Below are 25126 nucleotides of genomic sequence, written 5' to 3' on the forward strand. Positions count from 1 at the left end.
CTCAGACTTTCAAGGGGTAGGTTGTGCGCACAGTAGCGATGATGATGGCGGTTCTGGCACTGGCGGGATGCGGTGAGGGCAAGAAGGTCGAGGTCGACAAGAAGGCGGCGCCGGTCGTCCAGGCACAACCGCCGCAGACCGCCGCGACGCCGCAATGGGATGTGCTGGTCGCTGGAACCCTGCCTCAGGCGACGAGCGACCTGGCCGGCTGGCTGATCGAACACGGGATCATTTCCTATGTCGTCGTCGAAGACGGCAAGGATCGGGTGCTGATCGGCCCGTTCGATTCCCAGGCCGAAGCCGAAGCCAAGAAAGCCGAGCTGGTCGAGAAGCTGACCAAGGCCAAGAAGCGCAATATCGAGCCGCAGGTGATCGAGCACCGCGTCGCGCAATAAGCCGTTCTTCTGAGTGCCGGGCCAGGCCGTCGCCGGGGTGTTGAGCGACCGGCCTTGCCGGCGCTCAGTCATCTTGAAGGGGCTGTCCATGCCCCAGACGCTTATCGGTAACCTGGACGGATATCAGCCGCAGGCCTTCAGGTTGACCGGGCCGACGAACTCGTTGCCGCGCCCCATCACACAGGCCACGCTCTGATTGCGCTGGCGCTCCCAGGGTTGTACCGGATAGGTCTTGTTCCAGGCTTCGTACAACTGGCGATCCTGTTTCGACAGGCGCAGGTTGTACTGCTTGCTCATATAAAAGTAAGTCCGGGCGATCATGCCGCGAATGGACGGGCGCGGCATGACCTTCTTGGCCTTGAAGTCGACCTGGGTCAGGCATGAGCCGTACTGGCCGGACTGCGCCGGCAGCCAACCGAAGCTGAAGTTGTTACGGTCGCCATTGACCTCGCCGATGCTCGGCACCAGGTTGTGCAGGTCGGCTTCGGCGCGTTGATAAATCGGGTCGTGGCGTGTGCAGTTCTTGCGCCCGCCTTGCTGCCAGCATTGGCGCTGATGGCCGATCTGCCAGGCAGGAACTATGTGTTCCCATTCGATGCGCGCGGCGCGATTGGCATTCTTGCGTGGTACATAACCGCAGGCAGCGAGGTTGACCCGATTGCCGCTGTACTTGCAGCCGCAGTAGAACTCGGTGGATTGCGGGGCATACAGCTTCCAGGCGATTTTCTTCGCTTCGTTGAAGGTACGGGGCGCCTCGGCGTGGGCATTCAGGGCAACGCAAAACAGCAGTACAGCAAAACAGCGGACAATCATCGACTCAGTCTTCCTTCGGCACGACCCAGAAAATCTGCACACCGCCGTCATCGCGATAGGCGAGGGTGACGTTGTCGTTTTCGGCGATTTCTTCGAGCAGGCGCTCCCACTCATCGACCGCTTCGTCGGGCTGACGGAAGATCAGGGCGGCTTTGGCTTTTTGCGCGTTGGGCGAGTTGATGATTTTCTGAACGCGCAAACCGAGGCGTTCATAAGAGCTTGGTGGGGTAGTTGCTGCGGCAGGCACGGAACATTCCTTATTAAGCTGTATGCGCATACAGTATTTTACTGTAGGAAATTTCGCAACCGCTTAAAATTCAAGAAGTTCTTCTGACAGCGATATCCGCGGATTACTGCAAAACGATTGAGTTTTTTATCTGCGGGACAAGAACAGGGCCGGCCAACTGAGGCGGAGCGCTCGCCCGGGCGGGCGAGTGCGGGGTAGAGCGGTGCCCGACCGGAGTAGGTCGGGCGGGGCAATCAGTACTCCCAGAACATCCGCTGCAGTTCCTTGCTGTCCTGGGTCTTGGTCAGGGCGACCATGGCCAGGATGCGGGCTTTCTGCGGGTTCAGGTCATTGGCCACGACCCAGTCGTATTTGTCGTCAGGCTGTTCCGCGTTACGCAGTACGAAGCCGCCGGCGTTGACGTGGGACGAACGAATGATCTGCACGCCCTCTTTGCGCAGCTCTTGCAGGGCTGGCACCACGCGGGAAGACACCGAACCGTTGCCGGTACCGGCATGGATGATGGCTTTGGCGCCGGATTGGGCCAGGGCCTTGTAGGCGGTGTCGCCGACGTTGCCGTAGCCGTAGGCGATTTCTACGCCAGGCAGGCTCTTGATGTTCTTGATGTCGAATTCCGAAGCCGTGGTATGGCGCTTGGCTGGCAGGCGGAACCAGTAGGATTTGCCTTCCACCACCATGCCCAGCGGGCCCCATGGGCTCTTGAAGGCTTCGGTCTTGATATTGATCATTTTGCTGACGTCGCGACCCGACTGGATCTCGTCGTTCATAGTGACCAGTACGCCCTTGCCATGGGCTTCCTTGCTACCGGCCACGGCGACGGCGTTGTACAGGTTGAGCATGCCGTCGGCGGACATGGCGGTGCCAGGACGCATCGAGCCAACCACGACGATAGGTTTGTCGGTCTTTTCCACTAGGTTCAGGAAGTAGGCGGTTTCTTCCAGGGTGTCGGTGCCGTGGGTGATGACGATGCCATCGACGTCCTTGCTGTCGGCCAGTTCGGCGACGCGGCGGCCCAGTTGCAGCAGGTTATCGTTGTTGATGCTCTCGGAGGCGATCTGCATGACCTGTTCGCCGCGCACATTGGCGACCTGGCTCAGCTCGGGGATCCCGGCGATCAACTGCTCGATGCCGACTTTGGCGGCCTGGTAGGTGGCGCTGTTGGCGGCACTGGCGCCGGCGCCGGCAATAGTGCCGCCGGTAGCGAGCACGACCACGTTGGCCAGCTTCTGTTTGGTTTCGACTTCCTTGGCCTGCAATGCAGTCGGAAGGAGCAAGAGGAGGGCCAAAGCGCCCGGAACAAAGGTGTTGAAAGCAGATTTCATTATTTTCTCTCTAGTAGTGAGACGGTGCTGGTGCAGGTTCATCTAGATACACCCGAGACAGATCTGAATGCCGCGGGCGAAAAGGAAGAGCAGGATCTGTACCAGCCGGACTGTGGCCGCAAAACTCTTTTAACTTAATGATTTATATCAATTTATTTTTATTTATCGGGTGCGCCGGACGTTTTGCTGTCCGGTTTTCCGAATAGTTGAAAGATTCGCGTTCGGTTGTCCGACAGTTCTGATTGTCATGAGGAAAACTCTGAATTAAAGAGCTGGTCCTTGCAGCCGATGCCCTTCAAGGATCGTTTTCTTATGGAGCTCACATGTCTATTTCTGTCGGTTTTCCTGCTGCCGGGGCCATCACCATCAATGGCAAATCGCCGGCCACTATCGATACCCTGAGCCAGGGCGCCGCCGATAACGCTGCGCAAGCCCTGGGGCTGGATGAAGACGGCAAGCAGGGGGTAGCGTCCGGTGCCGAGGCCGAGAAGGCCGAGACCCAAGGCTCCGAAGGGGACACTCAAAGCCTGGTGGTGAAAATGCTGCTCAAGCGCATGAAAGAACTGCAGGAACAATTGCAGGAACAACAGGAGCAGTTGGCTGCTGCCCAGGCGGCGAGTTACCCGACCCCTGAGGCCAAGGCGGCTGTAGTGATGGCGATTCAAGGCCAGATCGCCGCCACCAACGGTGCGGTACAGGAAGTGGCGGGGAAGCTGGTCAAGGAACTGAACAAGGACTCCGCATCGGGTGGGCTGGTCAGTACCACCGCTTGATTGCCCGATGTTCCGATTGGCGCAAGGCGGGGTGCCTGCCCTGGCATTCCGCGGCGCTTGGCTTCCCGTTGACAAATCCCGACAGGGTTCGCATAGTTCGTTCTACGCAAACGTTTGCGCAGGCCCTGGGCGATAAGAGTCATACGCGCCTCAGGTTCGCTTCAAGCCACGTTCATCGGGGTCTGAAGGTCGTCGAGCGTACTCCGGCGCAAGCGTTGCTCACAATAATCATAAGATCGGAGTGAACCCATGAAGCTGCCATTCGCTGGACGTCTTCTCGCTGTCGCTGTTCTGGCTGCCGCATCCGCTACGCTTCCTCTCGCTTCGGCATTCGCCGAGACCCCGGAAAAACCCAAGGTCGCCCTGGTCATGAAATCCCTGGCCAACGAATTCTTCCTCACCATGGAAGACGGCGCCAAGGCCTATCAAAAAGACCATGCCGCCGATTTCGACCTGGTTTCCAACGGCATCAAGGATGAAACCGACACCGCCAACCAGATCCGTATCGTCGAGCAGATGATCGTTTCCAAGGTCAACGCGCTGGTGATCGCCCCGGCGGACTCCAAGGCCATGGTGCCGGTGATCAAGAAGGCGGTGGACGCCGGTATCACCGTGATCAACATCGACAACCAGTTGGACCCGGCGGTACTCAAGAGCAAAAACATCAGCGTGCCTTTTGTCGGCCCCGACAACCGCAAGGGTGCGCGCCTGGTGGGCGAGTACCTGGCCAAGGACCTGAAGGCCGGGGACGAAGTCGGCATCATCGAAGGCGTATCGACCACCACCAACGCCCAGCAGCGCACCGCAGGCTTCAAGGATGCGATGGAGGCCGCGCAGATCAAGGTGGTCTCGCTGCAATCCGGTGATTGGGAAATCGACGCCGGCAACCGTGTCGCCGCCGCCATGCTCAGCGAATACCCGAACCTCAAGGCACTGCTGGCCGGTAACGACAGCATGGCCGTCGGTGCCGTCTCGGCGGTGCGTGCGGCGGGCAAGACAGGCAAGGTCAAGGTGGTCGGCTACGACAACATCAATGCCATCAAGCCGATGCTCAAGGACGGTCGCGTGCTGGCGACCGCCGACCAGTTCGCCGCCAAGCAAGCAGTCTTCGGTATCGAGACGGCGCTGAAGATTCTCAAGGGCGAGAAGGTGGACGGCGGCGCCAATGGCGTGATCGAAACTCCGGTTGAGCTGGTCACCCAGTAATCGTTCTGGCGGCGCAACGGCGCCCGCCTGAGCAGGCGGGCGCATGGAGAGTTTCTTATGTCAGTTTCCGCTGTGAACGCTGTCCTTTCAGTCAGCGGTATCGGCAAGACCTATGCGCAACCGGTATTGACCGGCATCGACCTGACGCTGATGCGCGGGGAAGTGCTGGCGCTGACCGGGGAAAACGGCGCGGGCAAAAGCACCCTGTCGAAAATCATCGGTGGCCTGGTGGCCCCGACCACCGGCGAGATGCGCTTCAACGGTCAGGCTTATCGCCCCGGCAGTCGTACCCAGGCCGAAGAGCTGGGTATCCGTATGGTCATGCAGGAGCTCAACCTGTTGCCGACCCTGTCGGTGGCCGAGAACCTGTTTCTCGATAACCTGCCCAGCCGCGGTGGCTGGATCAATCGCAAACAGTTGCGCAAGGCGGCGATCGAAGCCATGGCCCAGGTCGGCCTGGAGGCGATCGACCCCGATACCCTGGTCGGTGAACTGGGGATTGGCCACCAGCAGATGGTGGAGATCGCGCGCAACCTGATCGGCGACTGTCATGTGCTGATCCTCGACGAGCCGACCGCGATGCTCACGGCCCGCGAAGTCGAGCTGCTCTTCGAGCAGATCACCCGTCTACAAGCCCGTGGCGTAGCCATCATCTACATCTCCCATCGCCTGGAAGAACTGGCCCGGGTTGCCCAGCGCATTGCGGTGCTGCGCGACGGTTGCCTGGTCTGCGTCGAGCCGATGGCCAATTACAACAGCGAGCAACTGGTCAACCTGATGGTGGGGCGCGAGCTGGGCGAACACATCGATCTCGGCCCGCGCAAGATTGGCGCGCCGGCTCTGACGGTCAGTGGCCTGAGCCGTTCCGACAAGGTGCTGGACGTGTCTTTCGAGGTGCGCAGCGGCGAGATCTTCGGTATTTCCGGGTTGATCGGGGCCGGGCGCACCGAACTGTTGCGACTGATCTTCGGCGCCGACAAGGCCGACAGCGGCACGGTTGCCCTGGGTTCTCCCGCGCAGGTGGCAAATATCCGTTCGCCGGTCGACGCGGTGGCCCACGGCATTGCCCTGATCACCGAGGATCGCAAGGGCGAAGGCCTGCTGCTGACGCAGTCCATCAGCGCCAATATCGCCCTGGGCAACATGCCGGAAATCTCCAGTGGCGGCCTGGTCAATGGCCGTGACGAATCGGCGCTGGCGCAGCGGCAGATCGATGCCATGCGCATTCGCAGTTCGGGGCCGGCGCAACTGGTGTCCGAACTGTCTGGAGGCAATCAGCAGAAGGTGGTCATCGGCCGCTGGCTGGAGCGTGATTGCGCGGTGCTGCTGTTCGACGAGCCGACCCGAGGCATCGATGTCGGCGCCAAGTTCGATATCTACGGCCTGCTCGGCGAGCTGACCCGCCAGGGCAAGGCGCTGGTAGTGGTCTCCAGCGACCTGCGGGAGCTGATGCTGATCTGCGACCGTATTGGCGTGCTGTCCGCCGGGCGCCTGATCGATACCTTCGAGCGCGACAGCTGGACCCAGGATGAACTGCTTGCCGCCGCTTTCGCCGGCTATCAAAAACGTGATGCGTTGCTCCACGAAGCAGCGCCTAGGGATCTTCCATGACAACTGCATCTTCGGCCGGCAAACGTGGCGGCAACTACTACGGCCTGGGCACCTACCTGGGGCTGGCCGGTGCCTTGCTGGCAATGATTGCGCTGTTCTCGACATTGAGCAGCCATTTTCTTTCCTACGACACCTTCAGCACCCTGGCCAACCAGATCCCGGACCTGATGGTGCTGGCGGTGGGCATGACCTTTGTCCTGATCATCGGTGGTATCGACCTGTCCGTGGGTTCGGTGCTGGCCCTGGCGGCCTCCACCGTCAGCGTGGCGATTCTCGGCTGGGGCTGGAGCGTGGTCCCGGCGGCATTGCTGGGCATGGGCTGCGCGGCGTTGGCCGGGACCATCACCGGTTCGATCACCGTGGCCTGGCGCATTCCGTCGTTCATCGTCTCCCTCGGCGTGCTGGAAATGGCCCGCGGCGTGGCTTACCAGATGACCGGCTCGCGCACCGCCTATATCGGCGATGCCTTTGCCTGGTTGTCGAACCCGATCGCCTTTGGCATCTCGCCGTCGTTCATCATCGCCTTGCTGATCATCTTCATCGCCCAGGCAGTGCTGACCCGCACGGTGTTCGGCCGTTACCTGATCGGCATCGGCACCAACGAGGAAGCGGTGCGCCTGGCGGGCATCAATCCCAAGCCCTACAAGATCCTGGTGTTCAGCCTGATGGGGCTGCTGGCGGGCATCGCCGCGCTGTTCCAGATTTCCCGCCTGGAGGCGGCGGACCCGAATGCCGGTTCCGGCCTGGAGCTGCAAGTGATCGCGGCCGTGGTGATCGGCGGCACCAGCCTGATGGGCGGACGCGGGTCGGTGATCAGCACCTTTTTCGGGGTATTGATTATCTCGGTGCTGGCCGCGGGTCTGGCGCAGATCGGCGCGACCGAGCCGACCAAACGCATCATTACCGGCGCGGTCATCGTGATTGCGGTGGTGCTGGATACTTATCGCAGCCAGCGTGCAAGCCGGCGGAGCTGAGTCATGGCAACGATCAAAGATGTGGCGGCCCTCGCGGGGATTTCCTACACCACGGTTTCCCACGTGCTGAACAAGACGCGCCCGGTCAGCGAGGAGGTGCGGATCAAGGTCGAGGCGGCGATCCAGCAGCTCGACTACGTGCCCAGCGCCGTGGCGCGCTCGCTGAAGGCCAAGACCACGGCGACCATCGGCCTGTTGGTGCCCAACAGCCTCAACCCGTATTTCGCCGAGCTGGCCCGGGGGATCGAGGATTATTGCGAGCGCAACGGTTACTGCGTGATTCTCTGCAACTCCGACGACGATCCGGAAAAACAGCGCAGCTACCTGCGAGTGCTGCTGGAAAAACGCATCGATGGCCTGATCGTGACCTCGGCTGGTGGCGACGGTGGACTGGCCAAGGGCCTGGCGGCGGTACGCACGCCGATGGTGATAGTCGACCGCGGGCTGGAAGGGGTGGATGCGGACCTAGTGCGCATCGATCACGAATACGGCGCGTACCTGGCGACCCGTCATCTGCTCGAGTTGGGCCATCGTGATATCGCCTGCATCGGCGGTCCGGACTACACCAGCGTGGCGCAGCTGCGTCTGGCGGGGTTCCAGCGGGCGTTGCGCGAAGCCGGTGTGGAAGTGCTGGCGGAGCGCATCCTGCAGAGCGACTTCACCAGCACCGGCGGTTATCACGCGGCGGCCCAGTTGCTGGAGCGCAACCCGCCCAGCGCGATCTTTGCCGGCAACGACATGATGGGTATCGGTGTGCTGCGAGCGGCGGCGGAGCGCAATATCCGGGTGCCGAGCGAGCTGTCGGTGATCGGCTTCGACGATATCCAGATGAGCCGTTATGTGTATCCGGCGCTGACCACGGTCGGCCAATCGATCCTGCAGTTGGGCGAGCAGGCGGCGGAGCTGTTGCTGCGCCGCATCGCCACGCCTGGGTTGGCGACCGACCAGCGGATCGTCACCCCAAGCATTGTCCTGCGCGAGTCGACGGCGCCAGTGGCCGGCGCATTCTCCGAGTACCGTTGAACCGAATTGATGAGTATCGATGTATGCCAGCAAAAGTAGTGGTAGTAGGCAGCCTCAACATGGACCTGGTCACCCGGGCCGAGCGGCTGCCACGTGCCGGTGAAACCCTGATCGGCCAATCGTTCGCCACGGTTTCTGGTGGCAAGGGGGCGAACCAGGCGGTGGCGGCAGCCCGCCTGGGCGCCCAGGTGTCGATGGTCGGCTGCGTCGGTGATGATGCCTACGGCGAGCAATTGCGCTTGGCGTTGCTCGCCGAACAGATCGATTGCCAGGCCGTCACCGCCGTCGCGGGCTCCAGTGGCGTCGCCTTGATCGTGGTGGACGACAGTAGCCAGAACGCGATCGTGATCGTGGCCGGTGGCAATGGTCAGCTCACGCCAGAAGTGGTCGGTGGCTTCGACAAGGTGCTACAGGCGGCCGACGTGATCATCTGCCAGCTCGAAGTGCCGCTGTCTACGGTGGGGCATAGCCTCAAGCGTGGCCGTGAGCTGGGCAAGACAGTGATCCTCAATCCGGCACCGGCCAGTAGCCCGTTGCCGGCGGACTGGTACGCGTCCATCGATTATCTGATTCCCAACGAAAGCGAGGCCGCGGCGCTCAGTGGCTTGCCGGTGGACTCCCTGGCGAGCGCTGAAGCCGCGGCCGCCCGCCTGATCGCCGCCGGGGCCGGTAAGGTGATCATCACGCTCGGGTCCCAGGGTTCGCTGTTCGCCAATGGCACGAGCTTCGAGCATTTCCCGGCGCCCAAGGTCAAGGCGGTCGACACCACAGCCGCCGGCGATACATTCGTCGGTGGTTTTGCCGCGGCCCTGGCTGCCGGCAAGAGCGAGGCCGAGGCGATTCGTTTCGGCCAGGTCGCGGCGGCGCTGTCGGTGACCCGGCCAGGTGCGCAACCTTCCATTCCCACGTTGTCCGACGTACAGGCGTTCTCTCCCGCATGAAAAAAACACCCTTGCTCAATGTCGCCCTGTCGCGACTGATTGCCTCCCTGGGGCACGGCGATATCGTGGTCATCGGCGATGCTGGTTTGCCTGTGCCGCCGGGCGTCGAGTTGATCGACCTGGCCCTGACCCAGGGCATTCCGGATTTCCTCAGCACCTTGCAGGTGGTGCTCTGCGAGATGCAGGTGGAGGGCCATGTACTGGCTCGGGAGATCCTGGATCGGCAGTCCTCGGCCCTGCAGGCGCTCGAGGCGCTGAGCGCCGAGGGCGCGCTGGGTGCGCGCAAACTGTTGAGCCACGATGAGTTCAAGGTGCTCAGCCGCCAGGCGCGGGCAATCGTCCGTACCGGGGAGTGCCAGCCTTATTGCAACATCGCTTTGATTGCCGGGGTGACGTTCTGAGCGTTGTCCCTCTCTGTTTAATCACGCAAAGGAGTGCGCCATGCACCGCTATGCTCAGCTACTGAAACACCTGATCCGGAGTGTTCTGCTCGTGTCCCTGTTCACTGCTACAAGCGCCCATGCGGCAGAAAAAATCGATCTGATCATCGATACCGATCCGGGTGCCGATGATGTGGTTGCGTTGCTGTTCGCCCTGGCGTCGCCGGAAGAGCTGCATATTCGCGCGCTGACCACGGTGGCCGGCAACGTGCGCCTGGACAAGACCTCGCGCAATGCGCGCCTGGCCCGTGAGTGGGCGGGGCGCGAGGAGGTGCCGGTGTACGCCGGAGCGCCGAAGCCGCTGCTGCGCACGCCGATCTATGCCGAGAACATTCATGGCAAGGAAGGTATTTCCGGGGTCACGGTGCACGAGCCGAAAAAAGGCCTGGCCGAGGGTAGCGCGATCAATTACCTGATCGACACCCTGCGCGCCGCCAAGCCCCACAGCATCACCATCGCCATGCTGGGCCCGCAGACCAACCTGGCGCTGGCGCTGATCCAGGCACCAGATATCACCCAAGGCATCAAGGAAGTGGTGGTCATGGGCGGGGCGCATTTCAATGGCGGCAATATCACCCCGGTGGCGGAGTTCAACCTGTTCGCCGACCCGCAGGCCGCCGAGGTGGTGCTCAAGAGCGGTGTGAAACTGACTTACCTGCCGCTGGACGTCACCCACAAGGTGCTGACCAGCGATGCGCGCCTGCAGAAAATCGCGGCCTTGAACAACAATGCCAGCAAGGTGGTGGGGGATATCCTCAACGAATACGTCAAGGGTGACATGGAGCACTACGGCATTCCGGGTGGCCCGGTGCATGACGCGACCGTCGTTGCCTACCTGCTCAAGCCCGAGCTGTTCAGCGGGCGCCAGGCCAACATGGTCATCGACAGCCGTGAAGGTCCGACCTTCGGCCAGACCATCGTCGATTGGTACGACGGCCTGAAGCAGGAGAAGAACGTGTTCTGGGTGGAGAATGGCGATGCCCAGGGCTTCTTCGATCTGCTGACCGAGCGCCTGGCTCGCCTGAAATAAGCAACATTCCCGGCAGGTGCCAGCCTGCCGGGCGTTACGCCTTCCCTGTATCCGGCGTGCCCGAGTGCTCGCCGGGATACTTCTCGAATATCTGCTCGATGAACGTCTGGGCCGCTTCGGTGCCCAGCTCCCTGATCAGTAAGTCGATGCCGATGATCGCCAGCTCTTCGGGGCTGCCAGGGCTGTAGGAACAGTGGCCTTCGGGCCATTTGGCTTTGATGTCGGCGTCGATCGTCACGGTGGCCATGGAAGTCTCGCAAGCTCGGAAATGGGCGGGCCGGACAGGCGCTTGTCGAGGGCTTCCGGTCTTGTAGAGTTAAACACCTTGGCGGGCTTTTCGCACTCCGACTTAGGCATGAGGGGAGGGCTGTGCGACACTTGGTCATTGTCTGTTTTCAAAGGGTGCCAGTGTGCAGATCGATTTGAACAACCCTGATGCCTTGACCTCCGAGGCGGTGCGCCAGTTGCTGGCATCGGCCAGTGACGATGTGCATACCCAGCTGCGAGTGACCAAGACGGGCATTGCCTATATCTCGTCGGGCGTGGTCGGTGGCGCGGACATCGACGGCCTGCTGTTCAGGCTGGAAACCTGGGCTGCCGGCTCCGGTTATGTCGGGCTGGTAGCGGCCAGCGATGAGGTCTGGGTGACGCAGATTCTTAACGCATTGAAACAGAACTGGCCGAAACCACCGTTCGATTACATCGATATTTACTGAGGCTGTTCATATCCGGTCACGATTGCTGCATGAAAACGTGGCCGTACCTGATGCAGACTTGCCCGCTGTCTGGCCAGGAGCCATTGGCCAGTCCGTTTGTGAAACCAATAGTCAGAGCGGTTGTCGCACTATCTCTGCTTATTTTTGAAAAGGAGGCTTCATGCCTTGGAAGCTCGCGTCATTCGGTACCTTGTTGGCTGCAGTCGTTTTGGCAGGGTGCAGCACTTCTTCACCGGATAAGGATCCGGTAGCGACCGAGAGCGGCCATAGCCGCTGTGAGGCTAAGGCGGCCGAGTTCGCCATCGGCAAAAAAGCTTCGCCCGAGCTGCTGGAGCAGGCGCGTACTCGCGCAGGCGCGCAGAACGCCCGTATTCTCAAGCCGAATGACATGATCACCCTGGAATACCGTTCCGATCGGCTGAACCTCAACACCGATACCAACCTGGTGGTCACCCGGGTCAACTGCGGCTGATCTTGTCGGCGCTTTTGCATCTTGCATAAAAAACCCCGTCACATGGACGGGGTTTTTTTAGCTCGCTGAGAAATTACTCAGGACGAACTTGTGCAGCTTGCATACCCTTTTGGCCTTTCTCAGCCACGAAGGAAACGGTCTGGCCTTCTTTCAGGCTTTTGAAACCGTCGCTTTCAATAGCTTTGAAGTGTACGAACAGGTCGTCACCGCCACCTTGAGGAGTGATGAAGCCGAAGCCTTTTTCATCGTTGAACCATTTTACGGTGCCGGTTTGGCGATTAGACATGGTGTATCTCCAAGAAACATATATTTTCAGTAGTACTGTGCTGCTCAGGCCAACTGGGCACACCGAGCTATCATAGTCGAAATGTTCGACTTGGGAGCCCCCCGGACGTGCGGATTCCCAGGTGGTTGAGTCCGTTTTGTTGCTCCGATCGGCTGAAAGCCCCGGTTTAAGGGGCTTTCACCGAAAATATTCGGTGATAAAAAAAGCCGTAAAAGCTGCGTAAATTGTGAAAAAAGGCCTGTTTTCAGATCGCATCAAGCCTGAATCAAGGTCCTCTCTCACGCTTTAAAGACTTATTTCACCACCCGGCAAGCGGCAATGGCGTCCAGCGCCTTGGCTCTCAGCGCCGGATCTGGTTGAGTCTGCTTGCTCATGAGTTGTTTGATTTCGTCGGTAGTGAACTTCTCATTGAGCTTGTCCGCACCACAGGCGCAGTGCTTTTCCGCACTTTTCACATCAACGCTCTGGCTGGCGGCAGCCGTGCAATCCTTCATGTATTCGGCACGTACCCCGGCTGGCCAGGCGGCTTGCGCGCTCAATGGCAGCAGCAGGGCGAAAGGGGCGGCAAGGGCGAATAGTTGGGTGAGGCGCATGAGTCGAGCTCTCCTGGGATTTGGTACAAGAATGGCGATTCTCGGTGTATTTGAGACCGTGCGTACACATCAAGTTCACTTTCTAGTTTAGAAAGCGCTGTTAAGCTGCTCCCGGTGGGAAGTACGGCGCGATGACCGTTCATCTGTGCTAGCATGCCCGGCTTGGGTGTTTTCAGGCTCTGGGCGAGTTTCAATCCCACCGCGGTCTATGCCTCTATTTTTTGATTTGAACTCCAGTCACTCTGGTTCGTTTTACCGGTTGGCCGCAAGGCTCCTGCCACTGTGAGGCAGGCGTTCGTCACGAACGGCCTGGATCGAACCGCGTACTGGCTCATCCCAACCCACGTGACCTTTGGTAGGGGTCACCACTAGGAGAGGAGGCGCCATGCCCACTATTACTCTTCCCGACGGCAGTCAACGTTCATTCGATCATCCGGTTTCCGTAGCCGAGGTCGCCGCATCCATTGGTGCAGGTCTGGCCAAGGCCACCGTGGCCGGCAAGGTCAATGGCAAACTGGTCGACGCTAGCGATCTGATCGACGGCGACGCGACCCTGCAAATCATCACGCCAAAGGATGAAGAGGGGCTGGAGATCATTCGCCACTCTTGCGCTCACCTGGTTGGCCACGCGGTCAAGCAGCTGTATCCGACTGCGAAGATGGTTATCGGTCCAGTGATCGATGAAGGCTTCTATTACGATATCGCCTACGAGCGTCCTTTCACCCCGGACGATCTGGCGGCCATCGAGCAGCGCATGCAGCAGCTGATCGAGAAAGATTACGACGTCATCAAGAAAGTCACTCCGCGCGCCGAAGTGATCGAAGTGTTCAAGGCTCGCGGCGAAGACTACAAGTTGCGCCTGGTCGAGGACATGCCGAACGAACAGGCCATGGGCCTGTACTACCACGAAGAATACGTCGACATGTGCCGCGGTCCGCATGTGCCGAATACTCGCTTCCTCAAGTCCTTCAAGCTGACCAAGCTGTCCGGCGCCTACTGGCGCGGTGATGCCAAGAACGAGCAACTGCAGCGCGTCTACGGCACCGCCTGGGCGGACAAGAAGCAACTGGCGGCTTACATCCAGCGTATCGAAGAAGCTGAGAAGCGCGACCATCGCAAGATCGGCAAGCGTCTTGGCCTGTTCCATACCCAGGAAGAAGCGCCGGGCATGGTGTTCTGGCATCCGAATGGCTGGACTCTGTACCAGGTGCTCGAGCAATACATGCGCAAGGTTCAGCGCGACAACGGCTACCTGGAGATCAAGACTCCGCAGGTGGTCGATCGCAGCCTGTGGGAGAAGTCCGGGCACTGGGCCAACTACGCCGAAAACATGTTCACCACCGAGTCGGAAAGCCGCGACTACGCCATCAAGCCGATGAACTGCCCATGCCACGTGCAGGTATTCAATCAGGGCCTGAAAAGCTACCGCGAGCTGCCGATGCGCCTGGCCGAGTTCGGTGCTTGTCACCGTAACGAGCCGTCCGGTGCATTGCACGGCATCATGCGGGTGCGTGCCTTCACCCAGGACGATGCGCATATCTTCTGTACCGAAGAGCAGATGCAGGCCGAATCCGCCGCGTTCATCAAGCTGACCATGGATGTCTATGCCGATTTCGGCTTCAAGGACATCGAAATGAAGCTTTCCACCCGCCCTGAAAAGCGTGTGGGTTCCGACGAGCTGTGGGATCGCGCTGAAAATGCCTTGGCCGCCGCGCTTGATAGCGCCGGGTTACCGTATGACCTGCAACCGGGCGAAGGGGCGTTCTACGGTCCGAAAATCGAGTTTTCGCTGAAAGACTGCCTGGGGCGTGTCTGGCAGTGTGGTACCTTGCAGCTCGATTTCAACCTGCCGATCCGTCTGGGCGCCGAGTACGTTTCCGAAGATAACAGCCGTAAACATCCGGTGATGTTGCACCGGGCGATCCTCGGTTCCTTCGAGCGTTTCGTCGGGATTTTGATCGAGCATTACGAAGGGGCATTCCCTGCGTGGCTGGCTCCGACCCAGGCGGTGGTGATGAATATCACTGATAAACAGGCAGATTTTGCCCTCGAAGTGGAAAAAACCCTCAACCAAAGCGGATTTCGTGCCAAGTCTGACTTGAGAAATGAAAAGATCGGCTTTAAAATCCGCGAGCATACTTTGCTCAAGGTTCCCTATCTCTTGGTTATTGGAGATCGGGAAGTCGAGACGCAGACTGTCGCTGTGCGTACCCGTGAAGGTGCCGACCTGGGCTCGATGCCCGTCGCTCAGTTCTCGGAGTTCCTTGCACAAGCGGTTTCCCGGCGTGGTCGCCCAGATTCGGAGTAATTATTATTAAGCGTGAAATGAGACAAGATAAACGAGCTGCACCGAAAGCCCCGATCAACGAGAATATCTCGGCACGCGAGGTTCGGTTAATTGGCGCTGACGGCGAGCAGATTGGCATCGTCTCGATTGATGAAGCGCTTCGTATTGCTGAAGAAGCCAAGCTTGATCTGGTGGAAATCTCCGCCGACGCAGTCCCACCGGTTTGCCGTGTGATGGACTACGGCAAGTCGATCTTCGAGAAGAAGAAGCAGATTGCCGCGGCGAAGAAGAACCAGAAGCAGATTCAGGTAAAAGAAATCAAGTTTCGTCCAGGGACGGAGGAAGGGGATTACCAGGTAAAACTGCGCAACCTGGTACGTTTCCTGAGTGACGGGGACAGGGCCAAGGTATCCTTGCGATTCCGCGGCCGTGAGATGGCCCACCAGGAGCTGGGGATGGAACTCCTCAAGCGGGTTGAAGCTGACCTGCAAGAGTACGGTTCGGTCGAACAGCATCCTAAGATGGAAGGACGCCAGCTGATCATGGTCATCGCCCCGAAAAAGAAGAAGTAATCAACAGGGCACGGCAGGCCTTCTGATTATGTTTATCAACTGAATGCGGAGTATCCGAACATGCCAAAGATGAAAACCAAAAGTGGTGCTGCTAAGCGGTTTCTGAAAACTGCTAACGGTATCAAGCACAAGCACGCTTTCAAGAGCCACATCCTGACCAAAATGTCGACCAAGCGTAAGCGTCAACTGCGCGGTAGCAGCTTGCTGCATCCGTCTGACGTGGCAAAAGTCGAGCGCATGCTGCGCCTTCGTTAATTTTTGGATCAAGAATAGAGGAAGTAACTCATGGCTCGTGTAAAGCGTGGCGTCATTGCCCGTAAACGTCACAAAAAAATTCTGAAACTTGCTAAAGGCTACTACGGCGCGCGTTCCCGCGTATTCCGTGTTGCCAAGCAAGCGGTAATCAAGGCAGGCCAATACGCCTACCGTGACCGTCGTCAGAAAAAACGTCAGTTCCGCGCTCTGTGGATCGCCCGTATCAACGCTGGTGCTCGTATCAACGGTCTGTCCTACAGCCGTTTCATCGCCGGCCTGAAAAAAGCGTCCATCGAGATCGACCGTAAGGTTCTGGCTGATCTGGCAGTGAACGAAAAAGCGGCGTTTGCTGCGATTGTCGAGAAAGCTAAAGCCACTCTGGCTTAAGTACCCCCGACAGTCACCCGGGCTCACCTCTGTGGGCTCAGGTGTTAAACGTCATAAATAGGGGAAGAGCCTACAAGCTCTTCCCCTATTTTGTATCTGGAGTCTGTACATGGAAAACCTGGATGCGCTGGTCTCTCAAGCACTAGAGGCTGTGCAAAGCGCTGAAGATATCAATGCCCTGGAGCAAATCCGGGTTCAGTACCTTGGCAAGAAGGGTGAATTGACTCAGGTGATGAAGACCCTGGGGAATTTACCGGCAGAGGAGCGTCCGCAGGTCGGCGCCCTGATCAACGTTGCCAAGGAGCGTGTTACAGAGGCCCTCAATACGCGTAAGGCTTTGTTTGAAGAAGCCGAGCTGGCTGCCAAACTGTCCGCTGAGTCCATCGATGTGACCCTGCCTGGCCGCGGCCAGGTCTCCGGCGGTCTGCATCCTGTGACCCGGACTCTGGAACGTATTGAACAGTTCTTCACCCATATCGGCTACGGCATCGCCGAAGGCCCCGAGGTCGAAGACGACTATCACAACTTCGAGGCGCTCAACATCCCAGGCCACCACCCGGCCCGTTCGATGCATGACACCTTCTATTTCAACGCGAACATGCTGTTGCGCACCCATACCTCGCCGGTACAGGTCCGCACCATGGAATCGCAGCAGCCGCCGATCCGCATTGTCTGCCCAGGCCGTGTGTACCGTAGCGACTCCGATATCACCCACTCGCCGATGTTCCACCAGGTCGAAGGCTTGCTGATCGACCGCGACATCAATTTCGCCGACCTCAAAGGGACCATCGAAGAGTTCCTGCGGGTGTTCTTCGAAAAAGAACTGGCGGTGCGTTTCCGTCCTTCGTACTTCCCGTTCACCGAGCCGTCCGCCGAAGTCGACATGGAATGTGTGATGTGCAGCGGTAAAGGCTGCCGTGTCTGCAAACAGACCGGTTGGCTCGAAGTCATGGGCTGCGGCATGGTTCACCCGAACGTGCTGCGCATGTCCGGGATCGATCCGGAAGAGTTCCAGGGCTTTGCCTTCGGTATGGGCGCCGAGCGTCTGGCCATGCTGCGTTACGGCGTGAATGACTTGCGCCTGTTCTTCGACAACGACTTGCGGTTCCTCGCGCAATTTCGCTAGGTCGCACGCCCGTAACGAATCTTTCAGGAGAGCAGGATGAAATTCAGTGAACAATGGCTGCGCGGCTGGGTAAGCCCGCAGGTAAGTCGCGACGAGCTGGTTGCTCGTCTGTCGATGGCCGGTCTTGAGGTCGATAGCGTGACGCCGGCCGCCGGTGTTTTCAGTGGCGTGGTGGTGGGCGAGGTGCTGAGCACCGAGCAACATCCCGATGCCGACAAGCTGCGCGTTTGCCAGGTCAGCAATGGCGCGGAAACCTTCCAGGTCGTGTGCGGTGCGCCAAACGTGCGTCCGGGCCTGAAGATCCCTTTCGCCATGATCGGTGCTGAGCTGCCTGGCGACTTCAAGATCAAGAAGGCCAAGCTGCGCGGCGTCGAATCGAACGGCATGCTGTGTTCCCAGGTAGAGCTGCAGGTGGGAGAGGGCAATGACGGTCTGATGGAGTTGCCGGCCGATGCGCCGGTAGGCAAGGATTTTCGTGAGTACCTGGAGCTGGACGATGCCAGCATTGAGGTCGATCTGACCCCGAACCGCGGTGATTGCCTGTCTCTGGCGGGCCTTGCTCGTGAAGTTGGCGCGCTCTATGCCGCACCAGTCACCCGTCCAGTGGTGCTATCCGTTGCGCCTGCGCACGACGAAGTGCGTCCGGTTGAAGTGCTGGCGCCCGCGGCTTGCCCGCGTTATCTGGGCCGGGTTGTCCGCAATGTCGACCTGTCCAAGCCGACCCCGCTGTGGATGGTCGAGCGCCTGCGTCGTGCTGATGTACGCAGCATCGATGCGGCCGTGGACATCACCAACTACGTGATGCTGGAGCTGGGGCAGCCGCTGCATGCTTTCGATCTCGCTGAAATCAACGGTGGCATCCGTGTACGGATGGCCGAAGAGGGTGAGAAGCTGGTCTTGCTGGATGGCCAGGAAGTGACCCTGCGCAGCGATACCCTGGTTATCGCCGACCATACCCGCGCTCTGGCGATTGCCGGTGTCATGGGTGGCGAACACAGTGGTGTAACTGCGACTACCTGCGATGTTTTCCTGGAAAGTGCCTTCTTCGACCAGATTGCTGTCGCTGGTAAAGCTCGTTCCTATGGTCTGCACACCGACGCCTCGCATCGCTACGAGCGTGGTGTGGACTGGCAGCTTGCCCGTGAAGCCATGGAGCGTGCCACTGGCCTGTTGTTGGAGATCACCGGTGGCGAAGCCGGCCCGATCATCGAAGCGGTCAGCGAGCAGTACCTGCCGTCGATCGCTCCAGTCACCCTGCGTGCCGAGCGCATCACCCAGATGCTGGGTATGGAAATCGACGCGTCGGAAGTCGAGCGTCTGCTCGGTGCCCTGGGCCTGAAGATTTCCGCCGATGGAGCAGGGCAGTGGCGCGTTGAAGTGCCAAGCCATCGCTTCGACATCAGCCTGGAAGTCGATCTGATCGAAGAGTTGGCCCGTCTGTACGGCTACAACCGCCTGCCGGTTCGCTACCCACAAGCGCGTCTGGCTCCACAAGCCAAGGCCGAAGCTCGTAGCGATCTGCCTGAGCTGCGTCGTTTGCTCGTGGCCCGTGGTTATCAGGAGGCTATTACTTACAGCTTCATCGATCCGAAACAGTTCGAGTTGTTTAATCCAGGTGTCGAGCCGCTGTTGCTGGCCAACCCGATTTCCAACGACATGGCTGCCATGCGTTCGTCGCTGTGGCCGGGGCTGGTCAAGGCGCTTCAGCACAACCTGAACCGTCAGCAGGACCGTGTCCGTCTGTTCGAGAGCGGTCTGCGTTTCGTCGGTCAACTGGAAGGCTTGAAGCAAGAGCCGATGCTGGCCGGTGTGGTATGCGGCACTCGTCTACCGGAAGGTTGGGCACAAGGTCGCGACGTTGTGGACTTCTTTGACGTCAAGGCTGACGTGGAAGCGGTACTGGGCTTTGCCGGCGCACTCGATGCTTTCACTTTTGCGCCTGGCAAGCACCCTGCGTTGCATCCGGGTCAAACTGCGCGGATCGAGCGTGAAGGTCGCCTGGTTGGCTATATTGGCGCTATCCACCCTGAATTGTCGAAAACCCTCGGTCTCGATCGTCCGGTTTTCGTTTTCGAGCTGGTTCTGGCCGAAGTAGCTTCGGGAAAAATGCCTGAATTCCACGAGTTGTCGCGCTTTCCTGAAGTGCGTCGTGACTTGGCCTTGCTGGCTGATCGCGATGTTGCTGCCAGTGCGGTACTGGATGTAATCCGTGAGAATGCAGGCGAATGGCTGACAGACCTCAGGTTGTTTGACGTGTACCAGGGTAAAGGCATTGATCCTCATAGAAAAAGCCTTGCAGTTGGCTTGACCTGGCAGCATCCATCGCGCACTCTTAATGACGATGAGGTGAACTCCACGACGCAAAATATCCTCACCTCGCTCGAACAAAGGTTGAACGCCACGTTAAGGAAGTGACGTATGGGGGCTCTGACGAAAGCTGAAATGGCCGAACGTCTCTACGAAGAGCTGGGCCTGAATAAACGTGAGGCCAAGGAATTGGTCGAGCTGTTTTTTGAGGAAATCAGGCACGCTCTCGAAGATAACGAACAGGTCAAACTGTCCGGTTTCGGTAACTTCGATCTTCGGGATAAACGCCAGCGACCTGGCCGTAACCCGAAGACGGGTGAAGAAATCCCGATCACGGCACGCCGTGTGGTCACCTTTCGTCCAGGGCAGAAGTTGAAGGCCCGAGTTGAGGCTTATGCTGGAACCAAGTCATAACGACGAGCTCCCGGTCATTCCGGGCAAGCGCTACTTCACCATCGGCGAAGTCAGCGAGCTCTGTGCGGTCAAACCGCATGTGCTGCGTTATTGGGAGCAGGAGTTTCCTCAACTCAACCCCGTCAAGCGCCGCGGAAATCGCCGGTATTATCAGCGCCAGGACGTGCTGATGATCCGGCAGATCCGCGCGTTGCTTTATGATCAGGGGTTCACCATCGGTGGAGCGCGCCTGCGCCTTTCCGGTGATGAAGCCAAAGACGACACCACCCAGTACAAGCAATTGATCCGCCAGATGATCTCCGAACTGGAGGACGTTCTGGTGGTACTCAAGAAGTAATTTTCAGCTTTTAAAATACTTCCATATTTCAAAAGCTTGCGATATATTCTTGAGCGCTTCGTTAAGAAGCGAACCCAGTAACACGCCTAGTCGGGGCGTAGCGCAGTCCGGTAGCGCACTAGCATGGGGTGCTAGGGGTCGAGTGTTCGAATCACTCCGTCCCGACCATATTTTTCAATGACTTAGCCGCTTTCGAGCGGCTTTGTTGTTTGTGCCATAGTGACTTTTCGAGTGACCTTGGACTTTTTCTTCATGCCTCCCTCCTTTTCAGAATCGTCAGCGCTGGTGCGCGCGAGTCGGTTGCTGATACCTTATTTGCTGCCGTAATGAGCTGATCCAGTTCCGCCGCCGAGTAGTGGCTGGTGATGCTGCCATTCTTGTGGCCGAGCAATGCTTTCCGATCCTCCTCAGTCACGCCTGCTGCACGTAGCCTTCTCCCAAAGGTGTGTTTCAGGTCGTGTATGCGGATTCTGGCAAAGCCGTCATGTGCCGGCCGCAAGAACTTCTCCTGCCATTTCTTCGCCGATCGGACCCGCGCCTTCTTCCAGGCCGAGTCATTCATGCGGTGAACCGTCGTTTCATTCCCCTCGCCATCTGGCTTGCCAAACGGGAACACGTAGAGCTGATGATTGCCGCGCTGCTTCTCGATCACCGACTTGGCCACATCATTTAAAACGACCAGGCGCTCGTCTCGGTTCTTCACTCCAGACCTGGCGCTTCTTCCGCCAAATCCTGCTGGGATCAGGAACACACTCGTTCCCAGTTCCGGTACCGCAATCTCCCAATTCCACTGAAGCTTGCAAACTTCTTGCTCCCGACATCCCGTGTTGACCTTGAACAAGGCCATGGTCTGAAGGTGCGCCGGGAGCTCGGCGAACAGGATCGACTGCTCTTCCCATGAAAGCGGGTAGGGCTTTCGGCTGTTCGTCTTCTCATCCAGCAGAGAGATCATCGGCACAACATCGAGCAATGGCCGGCGCTCTTCATCCCGCCACTTCCGCGCACAAAGATTCAGCACTCGAATCACTCGTTGAAGCGCAATGTTCACCGTCCGGTTGGTGACAGGCTTACCCTCGGTCGGGTGCAGCTTCGACTGGATGTACGGGGCGAGCGCGTCATCATCGATATGGGTGAGCGGCATATCCCCAATGAATGGGTCCAGCTGCTCCATATAAGTAGCTGAAATGTGGATTGAGGCCTGGTCCTTTACTTCCAGCAGGAAGCGGGTCGCCGCCTCTCGCCATGTCCTGGTCCGCCGAACGCCATACACTTTCTGCTGGCGCAACTGCTCCAGCTTGTGGATCAGGTACTGCTCTGCTTCGGCGCGGATACTAGTGCCAGTACTCTCCTGAATTCGCTCTCCTCTGTACTTTTTGTCGATCTTCCAGATGCCGTTCGGCATTTGCTGGAGGCCTGTGATTGCTTTTTGGGCCACGGCAATTCTCCTTCCTTCTTGCCCTGGCGCTCGCTGCGAGGGCGATTGTTGTCCTGATTTGCGGCCTTTTCAATTGCCATAGACTCGATGTAGGCGTCGGCCCATGCGTCCAGTTCCAGGCGATCGAACCCAACGCCCTGTTTCCCAATAGGAAATTCGCGGACGTGAGGCCTTACGGTGTTCTTGAATTCGTCCTTGCACATGCCGAGGTAGCCAGGCGCATCTTTCGCGCGAAGGAACCGCGGCTGCAGGCCGGACTGCACAGCAGCAGTTGCATTTGCCATGGGTATTTGTCTCCATGCCGCGCCTGGCGGCCGGCTTCAGGTTTATTCAGAATTGTGTTCGGGACATGCGGCGCTGCTATGGATAGAGTTGCGCCGCTCGGCCGGCCCAGTGCACTTGTAAAGGGGCGAATGCGCTGTGGCCGGTACGGGCGCCAGTTCAGATTTAGGTAGGTTTTTTTCGGAAAGGTCTGATGGTTGCCGGCGTTGCGGGCGGCTATGGTTTCAGCGTTCGCCCAGTCCGTTGTCCTGGCTATCCGTCGACTGCGTTGCGGGCTGGGGCGAACTCCTATTGCGTGATCAGCTCGTCAGGCACTTCGAAGAAACCGAGCCGCCCCTTGAGCGGCACGAACGGCAGCGGCTTCGGATCGCGCAGCAGGAAGCCTTTCTGACCCATGTACCAGGGCGAGTCGCTGGTATCGAGGCTATCGACCAGCTCAACCGAGCCGATGATTCCGCCGCGCTGCATGTCGCTACGGTCGGGCATTGGCAGGCCGCGGTCATGGCAGTACAGCAGCGCCTGGGTAAACTCGTTGCGGGTCATGCCCTGAGCTGCGTGCACGAGGAACCGCCCGCGGAATTTCGTGTGCCAGGAACGGTTCTCGATGTCCTTGCCGCCGTGGAGGATCAGCCAGGCCCATGGCTGGCGAATGCTCAATGCCTTCATCGCTTCGGCCCTCGGTAGATGTTCCAGCCAATGAAGAGCAGTGCGGGGAGGGAGAGCAGGATCATGGCGCCACCTCCACATCGATATGCTGGATGTCTTCGATGTCGCTCAGGTCTTCCTCGTCGATCTGGCCGCCGGCGAGGTCGGGGAGCTTATGCAGTTGTTCGATCTCGTCCTCGTCCATGTCGGTCATGACCTTGCGGAACTTCACCACGGCATAGCCTGTAAGAATGACTGTTCGGCTCATGGCGCCACCTGCTTGCGGTAGTCCTGGTCATGCAGGTACAGGGCAAGGTTCTGATGCCTGTCCTTCGCCTCGCACCCTTGATACCCCGCCAACTCATCAGCAAGGGTATCAATAGCACTTCTGCGCTCTTCTGCCGCGATCTGCTCGGGCGTGCGCGCCGGTCGGAACTCGACTTCCTCGAAGCTGCGAGACAACTCGTTACCCTCGCCATCGCGGAAGAAAGCACGTTTCTCGCCCAGGCAAAGGATCGTCGCCGGCCTCCACACAAGGTTCGTGTTTGGTCGCCGAGACTCGCACAGCGTCCCAACAGGCGGCAGGCCTTCGCCGTCCCAGTTCTGGATTTCATTTTCTTCAGGCATGACTTGTCCTTGCCGCAGAAGCTGCGACTGACTTGAAGTGGGAGGGAGTAAGGCCAGACTTAGCAGTACATTCGGCTGAGCGAATCCCTACGGGATTAGTAGTTATTACATGACGCTGGTTATAGTGAAGCTCTTACATTGCAGGGTAGGAGTTTTTTGAGTTTGAAATTAACTGGTCGGGCTTTATTTCTTTTTGATCTTATGAGTTACTTTCTCATGGCTTGAATTGATGTTTTTTATTGCGTATTTTCGCTGTAATGGATGTTTTAATAAAAAGGAGCTATCAAGATGTCATCTCTTGCAAATGTAATTCGATTGAACTCACAGAGGCTCACTGCCGCGCAGGCGGCGTATAAGGTTACCGTCGATTCGATTACTCGTTATATGGTGACTGTTTCAAAGCAGGAGTCGCCTGTTTGTATAAATCCGCTCCCTAATATATCTGATTTTAAGAAGGATTTACTTGAGGCAAGGAAGAGGGCGGAGAATTGGAATAACAAGGTTCTAGTGGATTTAATGAATGTTCCTGGTTATATACTTGAAGATAAAGGGCAAGTGGGTCAGGCTTTTGATGATGCGATAACAGCAACTAGGCAATTGATTGCTAATCCTAAAGATCATTACGCTCCTGGTAATCTCAGTAAAAGTCTTAATCAGCTAAAGTATTTGTTTGGTAATGAGTCTAAAGAGGTTCAGCGTACGCTAGAGTTGTTGGAGGGTACACAAAATGATTTGCCACAAATAGCGGCTCAGTTAAATGCTGCTGCTGCTGATTGTACCGTGGGAGTTAAATATGATCAGGGGCAGATTGATCAGCTTAAAATGAGCATTTCTGATTTGGAGCAGGAAATAACTCGTCTAACGAAATCTATTATTGCTCTAGGCGGTGCTGAAACTGCCCTTATTGGTCTTGGTGCGGCTGCGGTCTCTGCTGCAGGTCTATTTGGTCTTGTAACGTGGATCGTTCTTGTGCCAGCTGTGGCTGTGGCTGGTTTTTATATTGCGCTTGATGGTTCGAAAATAAAATCGTGCAACAGCAAAATAGAAGAATTAACTAAAAATATGAGTGACTATACATTAGATATTTCAACTCTGCAGGTCACTTCTGGGATCTACACGGATCTGGCTGTTGAGTCAGAGGTTGCCAAGCAGAACCTATACAATGTTCAAGATGCTTGGAAAATTCTCGGTGGTGAGATAAGTAATGAAGTAGACGAAATTAACCTTGCTTTGAGTAATAGTGAGTTTAGTAAATATAATTTGGTTTGCAACGATCTAGAAGAAGCTCAAAAAGAATGGCTTGCGATTTATAGTCAAGCAGAGTCAATGGATGTGCCGTTGGGGATTAGTGACGCTGATCTTGAATTCGGTATGTCTTCAGCGCAGGTGCAGTCGGCTGTCGAGGCGGCTAAGATGATTAGTATTGACGAACTATTTATTTGATTAAAAGTCTGGATGGCCCGTCGCTTATTGTTGTTTTGATTCAATTGGCTCCGGGTCCGCTCAGCTACTTTTAGAAGGTGTTGCGCTCAGCGGTGATCCGGGCAAAACCCTCAGCGAGAACTACCGTAGGTTTGAGCATAACCTTACTCATGGCATCGATTCCCGGA

Annotated in this window: 31 protein-coding genes and 1 tRNA gene; 21 read left to right on the top strand and 11 right to left on the bottom strand. The window is 58.1% G+C overall.

The features are described from left to right. Positions 1 to 38 precede the first annotated feature (38 nt). A complete protein-coding gene (locus tag C4K38_RS10315) occupies positions 39 to 395 on the top strand; it encodes a sporulation protein (protein WP_053278207.1) in 357 nt (118 codons plus the stop codon). 123 nt (positions 396 to 518) lie between these two features. Here the strand turns inward: C4K38_RS10315 and C4K38_RS10320 are convergent, their stop codons facing one another. The 3 genes from C4K38_RS10320 to C4K38_RS10330 all read right to left on the bottom strand — a co-directional run bounded on the left by C4K38_RS10320 (position 519) and on the right by C4K38_RS10330 (position 2777). After that, the gene (locus C4K38_RS10320) at positions 519 to 1208 is read right to left on the bottom strand and encodes an endonuclease (RefSeq protein ID WP_053278208.1); all 690 of its coding nucleotides are present in this window, start codon (positions 1206 to 1208) and stop codon (positions 519 to 521) included. 4 nt (positions 1209 to 1212) lie between these two features. Then, a complete protein-coding gene (locus tag C4K38_RS10325; protein ID WP_053278209.1) occupies positions 1213 to 1485 on the bottom strand; it encodes a DUF1654 domain-containing protein in 273 nt (90 codons plus the stop codon). Between the two features lie 203 nt (positions 1486 to 1688). Beyond that, positions 1689 to 2777, bottom strand: coding sequence for an asparaginase (locus tag C4K38_RS10330; RefSeq protein WP_053278210.1), 1089 nt, complete (start codon positions 2775 to 2777; stop codon positions 1689 to 1691). 323 nt (positions 2778 to 3100) lie between these two features. On the opposite strand from C4K38_RS10330, the gene C4K38_RS10335 reads away from it, so the two are divergent. The 8 genes from C4K38_RS10335 (at position 3101) to C4K38_RS10370 (ending at position 10775) form a co-directional block, all read left to right on the top strand. Next, positions 3101 to 3550: a hypothetical protein gene (locus tag C4K38_RS10335; RefSeq protein ID WP_053278211.1), complete on the top strand. Its 450-nt coding sequence runs from the start codon at positions 3101 to 3103 to the stop codon at positions 3548 to 3550. A 249-nt stretch (positions 3551 to 3799) separates the two neighbouring features. Beyond that, positions 3800 to 4756: a sugar ABC transporter substrate-binding protein gene (locus tag C4K38_RS10340; RefSeq protein WP_053278212.1), complete on the top strand. Its 957-nt coding sequence runs from the start codon at positions 3800 to 3802 to the stop codon at positions 4754 to 4756. 57 nt (positions 4757 to 4813) lie between these two features. Beyond that, positions 4814 to 6367 carry a sugar ABC transporter ATP-binding protein gene (locus C4K38_RS10345; protein ID WP_053278213.1) on the top strand — a complete coding sequence of 518 codons (1554 nt, stop codon included), beginning with the start codon at positions 4814 to 4816 and terminating at the stop codon, positions 6365 to 6367. Further along, on the top strand, positions 6364 to 7341 hold the full coding sequence (locus tag C4K38_RS10350; RefSeq protein ID WP_053278214.1) for an ABC transporter permease: 978 nt from the start codon (positions 6364 to 6366) through the stop codon (positions 7339 to 7341). Before C4K38_RS10345 ends, C4K38_RS10350 begins: the two co-directional genes overlap by 4 nt. 3 nt (positions 7342 to 7344) lie before the next feature. Next, on the top strand, positions 7345 to 8364 hold the full coding sequence (locus C4K38_RS10355; RefSeq protein WP_053278215.1) for a LacI family DNA-binding transcriptional regulator: 1020 nt from the start codon (positions 7345 to 7347) through the stop codon (positions 8362 to 8364). 23 nt (positions 8365 to 8387) lie between these two features. Beyond that, positions 8388 to 9305 carry a ribokinase gene (rbsK, locus tag C4K38_RS10360; protein WP_053278216.1) on the top strand — a complete coding sequence of 306 codons (918 nt, stop codon included), beginning with the start codon at positions 8388 to 8390 and terminating at the stop codon, positions 9303 to 9305. Continuing rightward, positions 9302 to 9706: a D-ribose pyranase gene (gene rbsD / locus C4K38_RS10365; RefSeq protein WP_053278217.1), complete on the top strand. Its 405-nt coding sequence runs from the start codon at positions 9302 to 9304 to the stop codon at positions 9704 to 9706. Before rbsK ends, rbsD begins: the two co-directional genes overlap by 4 nt. A gap of 40 nt (positions 9707 to 9746) precedes the next feature. Then, a complete protein-coding gene (locus C4K38_RS10370) occupies positions 9747 to 10775 on the top strand; it encodes a nucleoside hydrolase (RefSeq protein WP_053278218.1) in 1029 nt (342 codons plus the stop codon). 34 nt (positions 10776 to 10809) lie between these two features. Here C4K38_RS10370 and C4K38_RS10375 read toward each other — a convergent pair whose 3' ends face one another. Continuing rightward, the gene (locus C4K38_RS10375; protein ID WP_009043057.1) at positions 10810 to 11022 is read right to left on the bottom strand and encodes a hypothetical protein; all 213 of its coding nucleotides are present in this window, start codon (positions 11020 to 11022) and stop codon (positions 10810 to 10812) included. A 163-nt stretch (positions 11023 to 11185) separates the two neighbouring features. Between C4K38_RS10375 and C4K38_RS10380 the strand changes: the two genes are divergently transcribed. Together C4K38_RS10380 and C4K38_RS10385 are read left to right on the top strand one after the other, a co-directional pair. Further along, a complete protein-coding gene (locus C4K38_RS10380; protein WP_053278219.1) occupies positions 11186 to 11491 on the top strand; it encodes a hypothetical protein in 306 nt (101 codons plus the stop codon). 160 nt (positions 11492 to 11651) lie between these two features. Then, positions 11652 to 11963, top strand: a complete 312-nt coding sequence (locus C4K38_RS10385; protein ID WP_025804144.1) for an I78 family peptidase inhibitor — start codon at positions 11652 to 11654, stop codon at positions 11961 to 11963. Positions 11964 to 12036: 73 nt separating this feature from the next. Here the strand turns inward: C4K38_RS10385 and C4K38_RS10390 are convergent, their stop codons facing one another. Together C4K38_RS10390 and C4K38_RS10395 are read right to left on the bottom strand one after the other, a co-directional pair. Continuing rightward, positions 12037 to 12249 (bottom strand): cold-shock protein, encoded by a 213-nt coding sequence (locus tag C4K38_RS10390; RefSeq protein WP_003179963.1) that lies wholly within the window; start codon positions 12247 to 12249, stop codon positions 12037 to 12039. Positions 12250 to 12542: 293 nt separating this feature from the next. Next, a complete protein-coding gene (locus tag C4K38_RS10395; RefSeq protein WP_007920518.1) occupies positions 12543 to 12842 on the bottom strand; it encodes a hypothetical protein in 300 nt (99 codons plus the stop codon). Positions 12843 to 13227: 385 nt separating this feature from the next. Here C4K38_RS10395 and thrS point away from each other — a divergent pair, with 385 nt between their 5' ends. The 9 genes from thrS to C4K38_RS10440 all read left to right on the top strand — a co-directional run bounded on the left by thrS (position 13228) and on the right by C4K38_RS10440 (position 20695). After that, positions 13228 to 15150 (top strand): threonine--tRNA ligase, encoded by a 1923-nt coding sequence (gene thrS, locus C4K38_RS10400; RefSeq protein WP_053278220.1) that lies wholly within the window; start codon positions 13228 to 13230, stop codon positions 15148 to 15150. Beyond that, positions 15150 to 15701 carry a translation initiation factor IF-3 gene (infC, locus tag C4K38_RS10405; RefSeq protein WP_169914426.1) on the top strand — a complete coding sequence of 184 codons (552 nt, stop codon included), beginning with the start codon at positions 15150 to 15152 and terminating at the stop codon, positions 15699 to 15701. The genes thrS and infC overlap by 1 nt, the downstream gene beginning before the upstream one ends. A gap of 60 nt (positions 15702 to 15761) precedes the next feature. Further along, positions 15762 to 15956 carry a 50S ribosomal protein L35 gene (gene rpmI / locus C4K38_RS10410; protein WP_002553160.1) on the top strand — a complete coding sequence of 65 codons (195 nt, stop codon included), beginning with the start codon at positions 15762 to 15764 and terminating at the stop codon, positions 15954 to 15956. Positions 15957 to 15986: 30 nt separating this feature from the next. Further along, positions 15987 to 16343, top strand: coding sequence for a 50S ribosomal protein L20 (gene rplT, locus C4K38_RS10415; protein ID WP_007905879.1), 357 nt, complete (start codon positions 15987 to 15989; stop codon positions 16341 to 16343). A gap of 109 nt (positions 16344 to 16452) precedes the next feature. Further along, entirely contained in the window at positions 16453 to 17469 is a 1017-nt protein-coding gene (pheS, locus tag C4K38_RS10420; RefSeq protein WP_007920512.1) for a phenylalanine--tRNA ligase subunit alpha, read from the top strand. A gap of 36 nt (positions 17470 to 17505) precedes the next feature. Continuing rightward, on the top strand, positions 17506 to 19884 hold the full coding sequence (gene pheT / locus C4K38_RS10425) for a phenylalanine--tRNA ligase subunit beta (RefSeq protein WP_053278221.1): 2379 nt from the start codon (positions 17506 to 17508) through the stop codon (positions 19882 to 19884). 3 nt (positions 19885 to 19887) lie between these two features. Continuing rightward, positions 19888 to 20190, top strand: coding sequence for an integration host factor subunit alpha (ihfA, locus tag C4K38_RS10430; protein WP_002553164.1), 303 nt, complete (start codon positions 19888 to 19890; stop codon positions 20188 to 20190). Then, the gene (locus C4K38_RS10435; RefSeq protein WP_007920509.1) at positions 20171 to 20527 is read left to right on the top strand and encodes a MerR family transcriptional regulator; all 357 of its coding nucleotides are present in this window, start codon (positions 20171 to 20173) and stop codon (positions 20525 to 20527) included. The genes ihfA and C4K38_RS10435 overlap by 20 nt, the downstream gene beginning before the upstream one ends. A gap of 91 nt (positions 20528 to 20618) precedes the next feature. After that, positions 20619 to 20695, top strand: a tRNA-Pro gene (locus C4K38_RS10440). Between the two features lie 82 nt (positions 20696 to 20777). Here the strand turns inward: C4K38_RS10440 and C4K38_RS10445 are convergent. The 5 genes from C4K38_RS10445 to C4K38_RS10460 all read right to left on the bottom strand — a co-directional run bounded on the left by C4K38_RS10445 (position 20778) and on the right by C4K38_RS10460 (position 23516). After that, a complete protein-coding gene (locus tag C4K38_RS10445) occupies positions 20778 to 21929 on the bottom strand; it encodes a tyrosine-type recombinase/integrase (RefSeq protein WP_231998622.1) in 1152 nt (383 codons plus the stop codon). Then, on the bottom strand, positions 21830 to 22246 hold the full coding sequence (locus tag C4K38_RS32535) for a hypothetical protein (protein WP_231998557.1): 417 nt from the start codon (positions 22244 to 22246) through the stop codon (positions 21830 to 21832). Before C4K38_RS32535 ends, C4K38_RS10445 begins: the two co-directional genes overlap by 100 nt. A 286-nt stretch (positions 22247 to 22532) precedes the next feature. Then, a complete protein-coding gene (locus C4K38_RS10450) occupies positions 22533 to 22910 on the bottom strand; it encodes an ASCH domain-containing protein (protein WP_053278223.1) in 378 nt (125 codons plus the stop codon). 61 nt (positions 22911 to 22971) lie between these two features. Further along, positions 22972 to 23157, bottom strand: a complete 186-nt coding sequence (locus C4K38_RS10455) for a hypothetical protein (protein ID WP_124345267.1) — start codon at positions 23155 to 23157, stop codon at positions 22972 to 22974. Continuing rightward, complete coding sequence (locus tag C4K38_RS10460; protein ID WP_053278224.1) at positions 23154 to 23516, bottom strand: hypothetical protein; 363 nt, start codon at positions 23514 to 23516, stop codon at positions 23154 to 23156. The genes C4K38_RS10455 and C4K38_RS10460 overlap by 4 nt, the downstream gene beginning before the upstream one ends. 288 nt (positions 23517 to 23804) lie before the next feature. Here C4K38_RS10460 and C4K38_RS10465 point away from each other — a divergent pair, with 288 nt between their 5' ends. Continuing rightward, positions 23805 to 24959 carry an HBL/NHE enterotoxin family protein gene (locus tag C4K38_RS10465; protein ID WP_081364263.1) on the top strand — a complete coding sequence of 385 codons (1155 nt, stop codon included), beginning with the start codon at positions 23805 to 23807 and terminating at the stop codon, positions 24957 to 24959. The last annotated feature ends 167 nt before the right edge of the window (positions 24960 to 25126 follow it).

Origin of the sequence: Pseudomonas chlororaphis subsp. piscium, assembly GCF_003850345.1 — a bacterium.
In the GTDB taxonomy this organism is placed as follows: domain Bacteria; phylum Pseudomonadota; class Gammaproteobacteria; order Pseudomonadales; family Pseudomonadaceae; genus Aquipseudomonas; species Aquipseudomonas piscium.

Excerpts from the sequence above, each read along its gene's own strand:
- C4K38_RS10315 (WP_053278207.1), top strand. The coding sequence starts at position 39 with ATGATGATGGCGGTTCTGGCACTGGCGGGATGCGGTGAGGGCAAGAAG.
- C4K38_RS10320 (WP_053278208.1), bottom strand. The coding sequence starts at position 1,208 with ATGATTGTCCGCTGTTTTGCTGTACTGCTGTTTTGCGTTGCCCTGAAT.
- C4K38_RS10325 (WP_053278209.1), bottom strand. The coding sequence starts at position 1,485 with ATGCGCATACAGCTTAATAAGGAATGTTCCGTGCCTGCCGCAGCAACT.
- C4K38_RS10330 (WP_053278210.1), bottom strand. The coding sequence starts at position 2,777 with ATGAAATCTGCTTTCAACACCTTTGTTCCGGGCGCTTTGGCCCTCCTC.
- C4K38_RS10335 (WP_053278211.1), top strand. The coding sequence starts at position 3,101 with ATGTCTATTTCTGTCGGTTTTCCTGCTGCCGGGGCCATCACCATCAAT.
- C4K38_RS10340 (WP_053278212.1), top strand. The coding sequence starts at position 3,800 with ATGAAGCTGCCATTCGCTGGACGTCTTCTCGCTGTCGCTGTTCTGGCT.
- C4K38_RS10345 (WP_053278213.1), top strand. The coding sequence starts at position 4,814 with ATGTCAGTTTCCGCTGTGAACGCTGTCCTTTCAGTCAGCGGTATCGGC.
- C4K38_RS10350 (WP_053278214.1), top strand. The coding sequence starts at position 6,364 with ATGACAACTGCATCTTCGGCCGGCAAACGTGGCGGCAACTACTACGGC.
- C4K38_RS10355 (WP_053278215.1), top strand. The coding sequence starts at position 7,345 with ATGGCAACGATCAAAGATGTGGCGGCCCTCGCGGGGATTTCCTACACC.
- rbsK (WP_053278216.1), top strand. The coding sequence starts at position 8,388 with ATGCCAGCAAAAGTAGTGGTAGTAGGCAGCCTCAACATGGACCTGGTC.
- rbsD (WP_053278217.1), top strand. The coding sequence starts at position 9,302 with ATGAAAAAAACACCCTTGCTCAATGTCGCCCTGTCGCGACTGATTGCC.
- C4K38_RS10370 (WP_053278218.1), top strand. The coding sequence starts at position 9,747 with ATGCACCGCTATGCTCAGCTACTGAAACACCTGATCCGGAGTGTTCTG.
- C4K38_RS10375 (WP_009043057.1), bottom strand. The coding sequence starts at position 11,022 with ATGGCCACCGTGACGATCGACGCCGACATCAAAGCCAAATGGCCCGAA.
- C4K38_RS10385 (WP_025804144.1), top strand. The coding sequence starts at position 11,652 with ATGCCTTGGAAGCTCGCGTCATTCGGTACCTTGTTGGCTGCAGTCGTT.
- C4K38_RS10390 (WP_003179963.1), bottom strand. The coding sequence starts at position 12,249 with ATGTCTAATCGCCAAACCGGCACCGTAAAATGGTTCAACGATGAAAAA.
- C4K38_RS10395 (WP_007920518.1), bottom strand. The coding sequence starts at position 12,842 with ATGCGCCTCACCCAACTATTCGCCCTTGCCGCCCCTTTCGCCCTGCTG.
- thrS (WP_053278220.1), top strand. The coding sequence starts at position 13,228 with ATGCCCACTATTACTCTTCCCGACGGCAGTCAACGTTCATTCGATCAT.
- rpmI (WP_002553160.1), top strand. The coding sequence starts at position 15,762 with ATGCCAAAGATGAAAACCAAAAGTGGTGCTGCTAAGCGGTTTCTGAAA.
- rplT (WP_007905879.1), top strand. The coding sequence starts at position 15,987 with ATGGCTCGTGTAAAGCGTGGCGTCATTGCCCGTAAACGTCACAAAAAA.
- pheS (WP_007920512.1), top strand. The coding sequence starts at position 16,453 with ATGGAAAACCTGGATGCGCTGGTCTCTCAAGCACTAGAGGCTGTGCAA.
- pheT (WP_053278221.1), top strand. The coding sequence starts at position 17,506 with ATGAAATTCAGTGAACAATGGCTGCGCGGCTGGGTAAGCCCGCAGGTA.
- ihfA (WP_002553164.1), top strand. The coding sequence starts at position 19,888 with ATGGGGGCTCTGACGAAAGCTGAAATGGCCGAACGTCTCTACGAAGAG.
- C4K38_RS10435 (WP_007920509.1), top strand. The coding sequence starts at position 20,171 with ATGCTGGAACCAAGTCATAACGACGAGCTCCCGGTCATTCCGGGCAAG.
- C4K38_RS10445 (WP_231998622.1), bottom strand. The coding sequence starts at position 21,929 with ATGCCGAACGGCATCTGGAAGATCGACAAAAAGTACAGAGGAGAGCGA.
- C4K38_RS32535 (WP_231998557.1), bottom strand. The coding sequence starts at position 22,246 with ATGGCAAATGCAACTGCTGCTGTGCAGTCCGGCCTGCAGCCGCGGTTC.
- C4K38_RS10450 (WP_053278223.1), bottom strand. The coding sequence starts at position 22,910 with ATGAAGGCATTGAGCATTCGCCAGCCATGGGCCTGGCTGATCCTCCAC.
- C4K38_RS10455 (WP_124345267.1), bottom strand. The coding sequence starts at position 23,157 with ATGAGCCGAACAGTCATTCTTACAGGCTATGCCGTGGTGAAGTTCCGC.
- C4K38_RS10460 (WP_053278224.1), bottom strand. The coding sequence starts at position 23,516 with ATGCCTGAAGAAAATGAAATCCAGAACTGGGACGGCGAAGGCCTGCCG.
- C4K38_RS10465 (WP_081364263.1), top strand. The coding sequence starts at position 23,805 with ATGTCATCTCTTGCAAATGTAATTCGATTGAACTCACAGAGGCTCACT.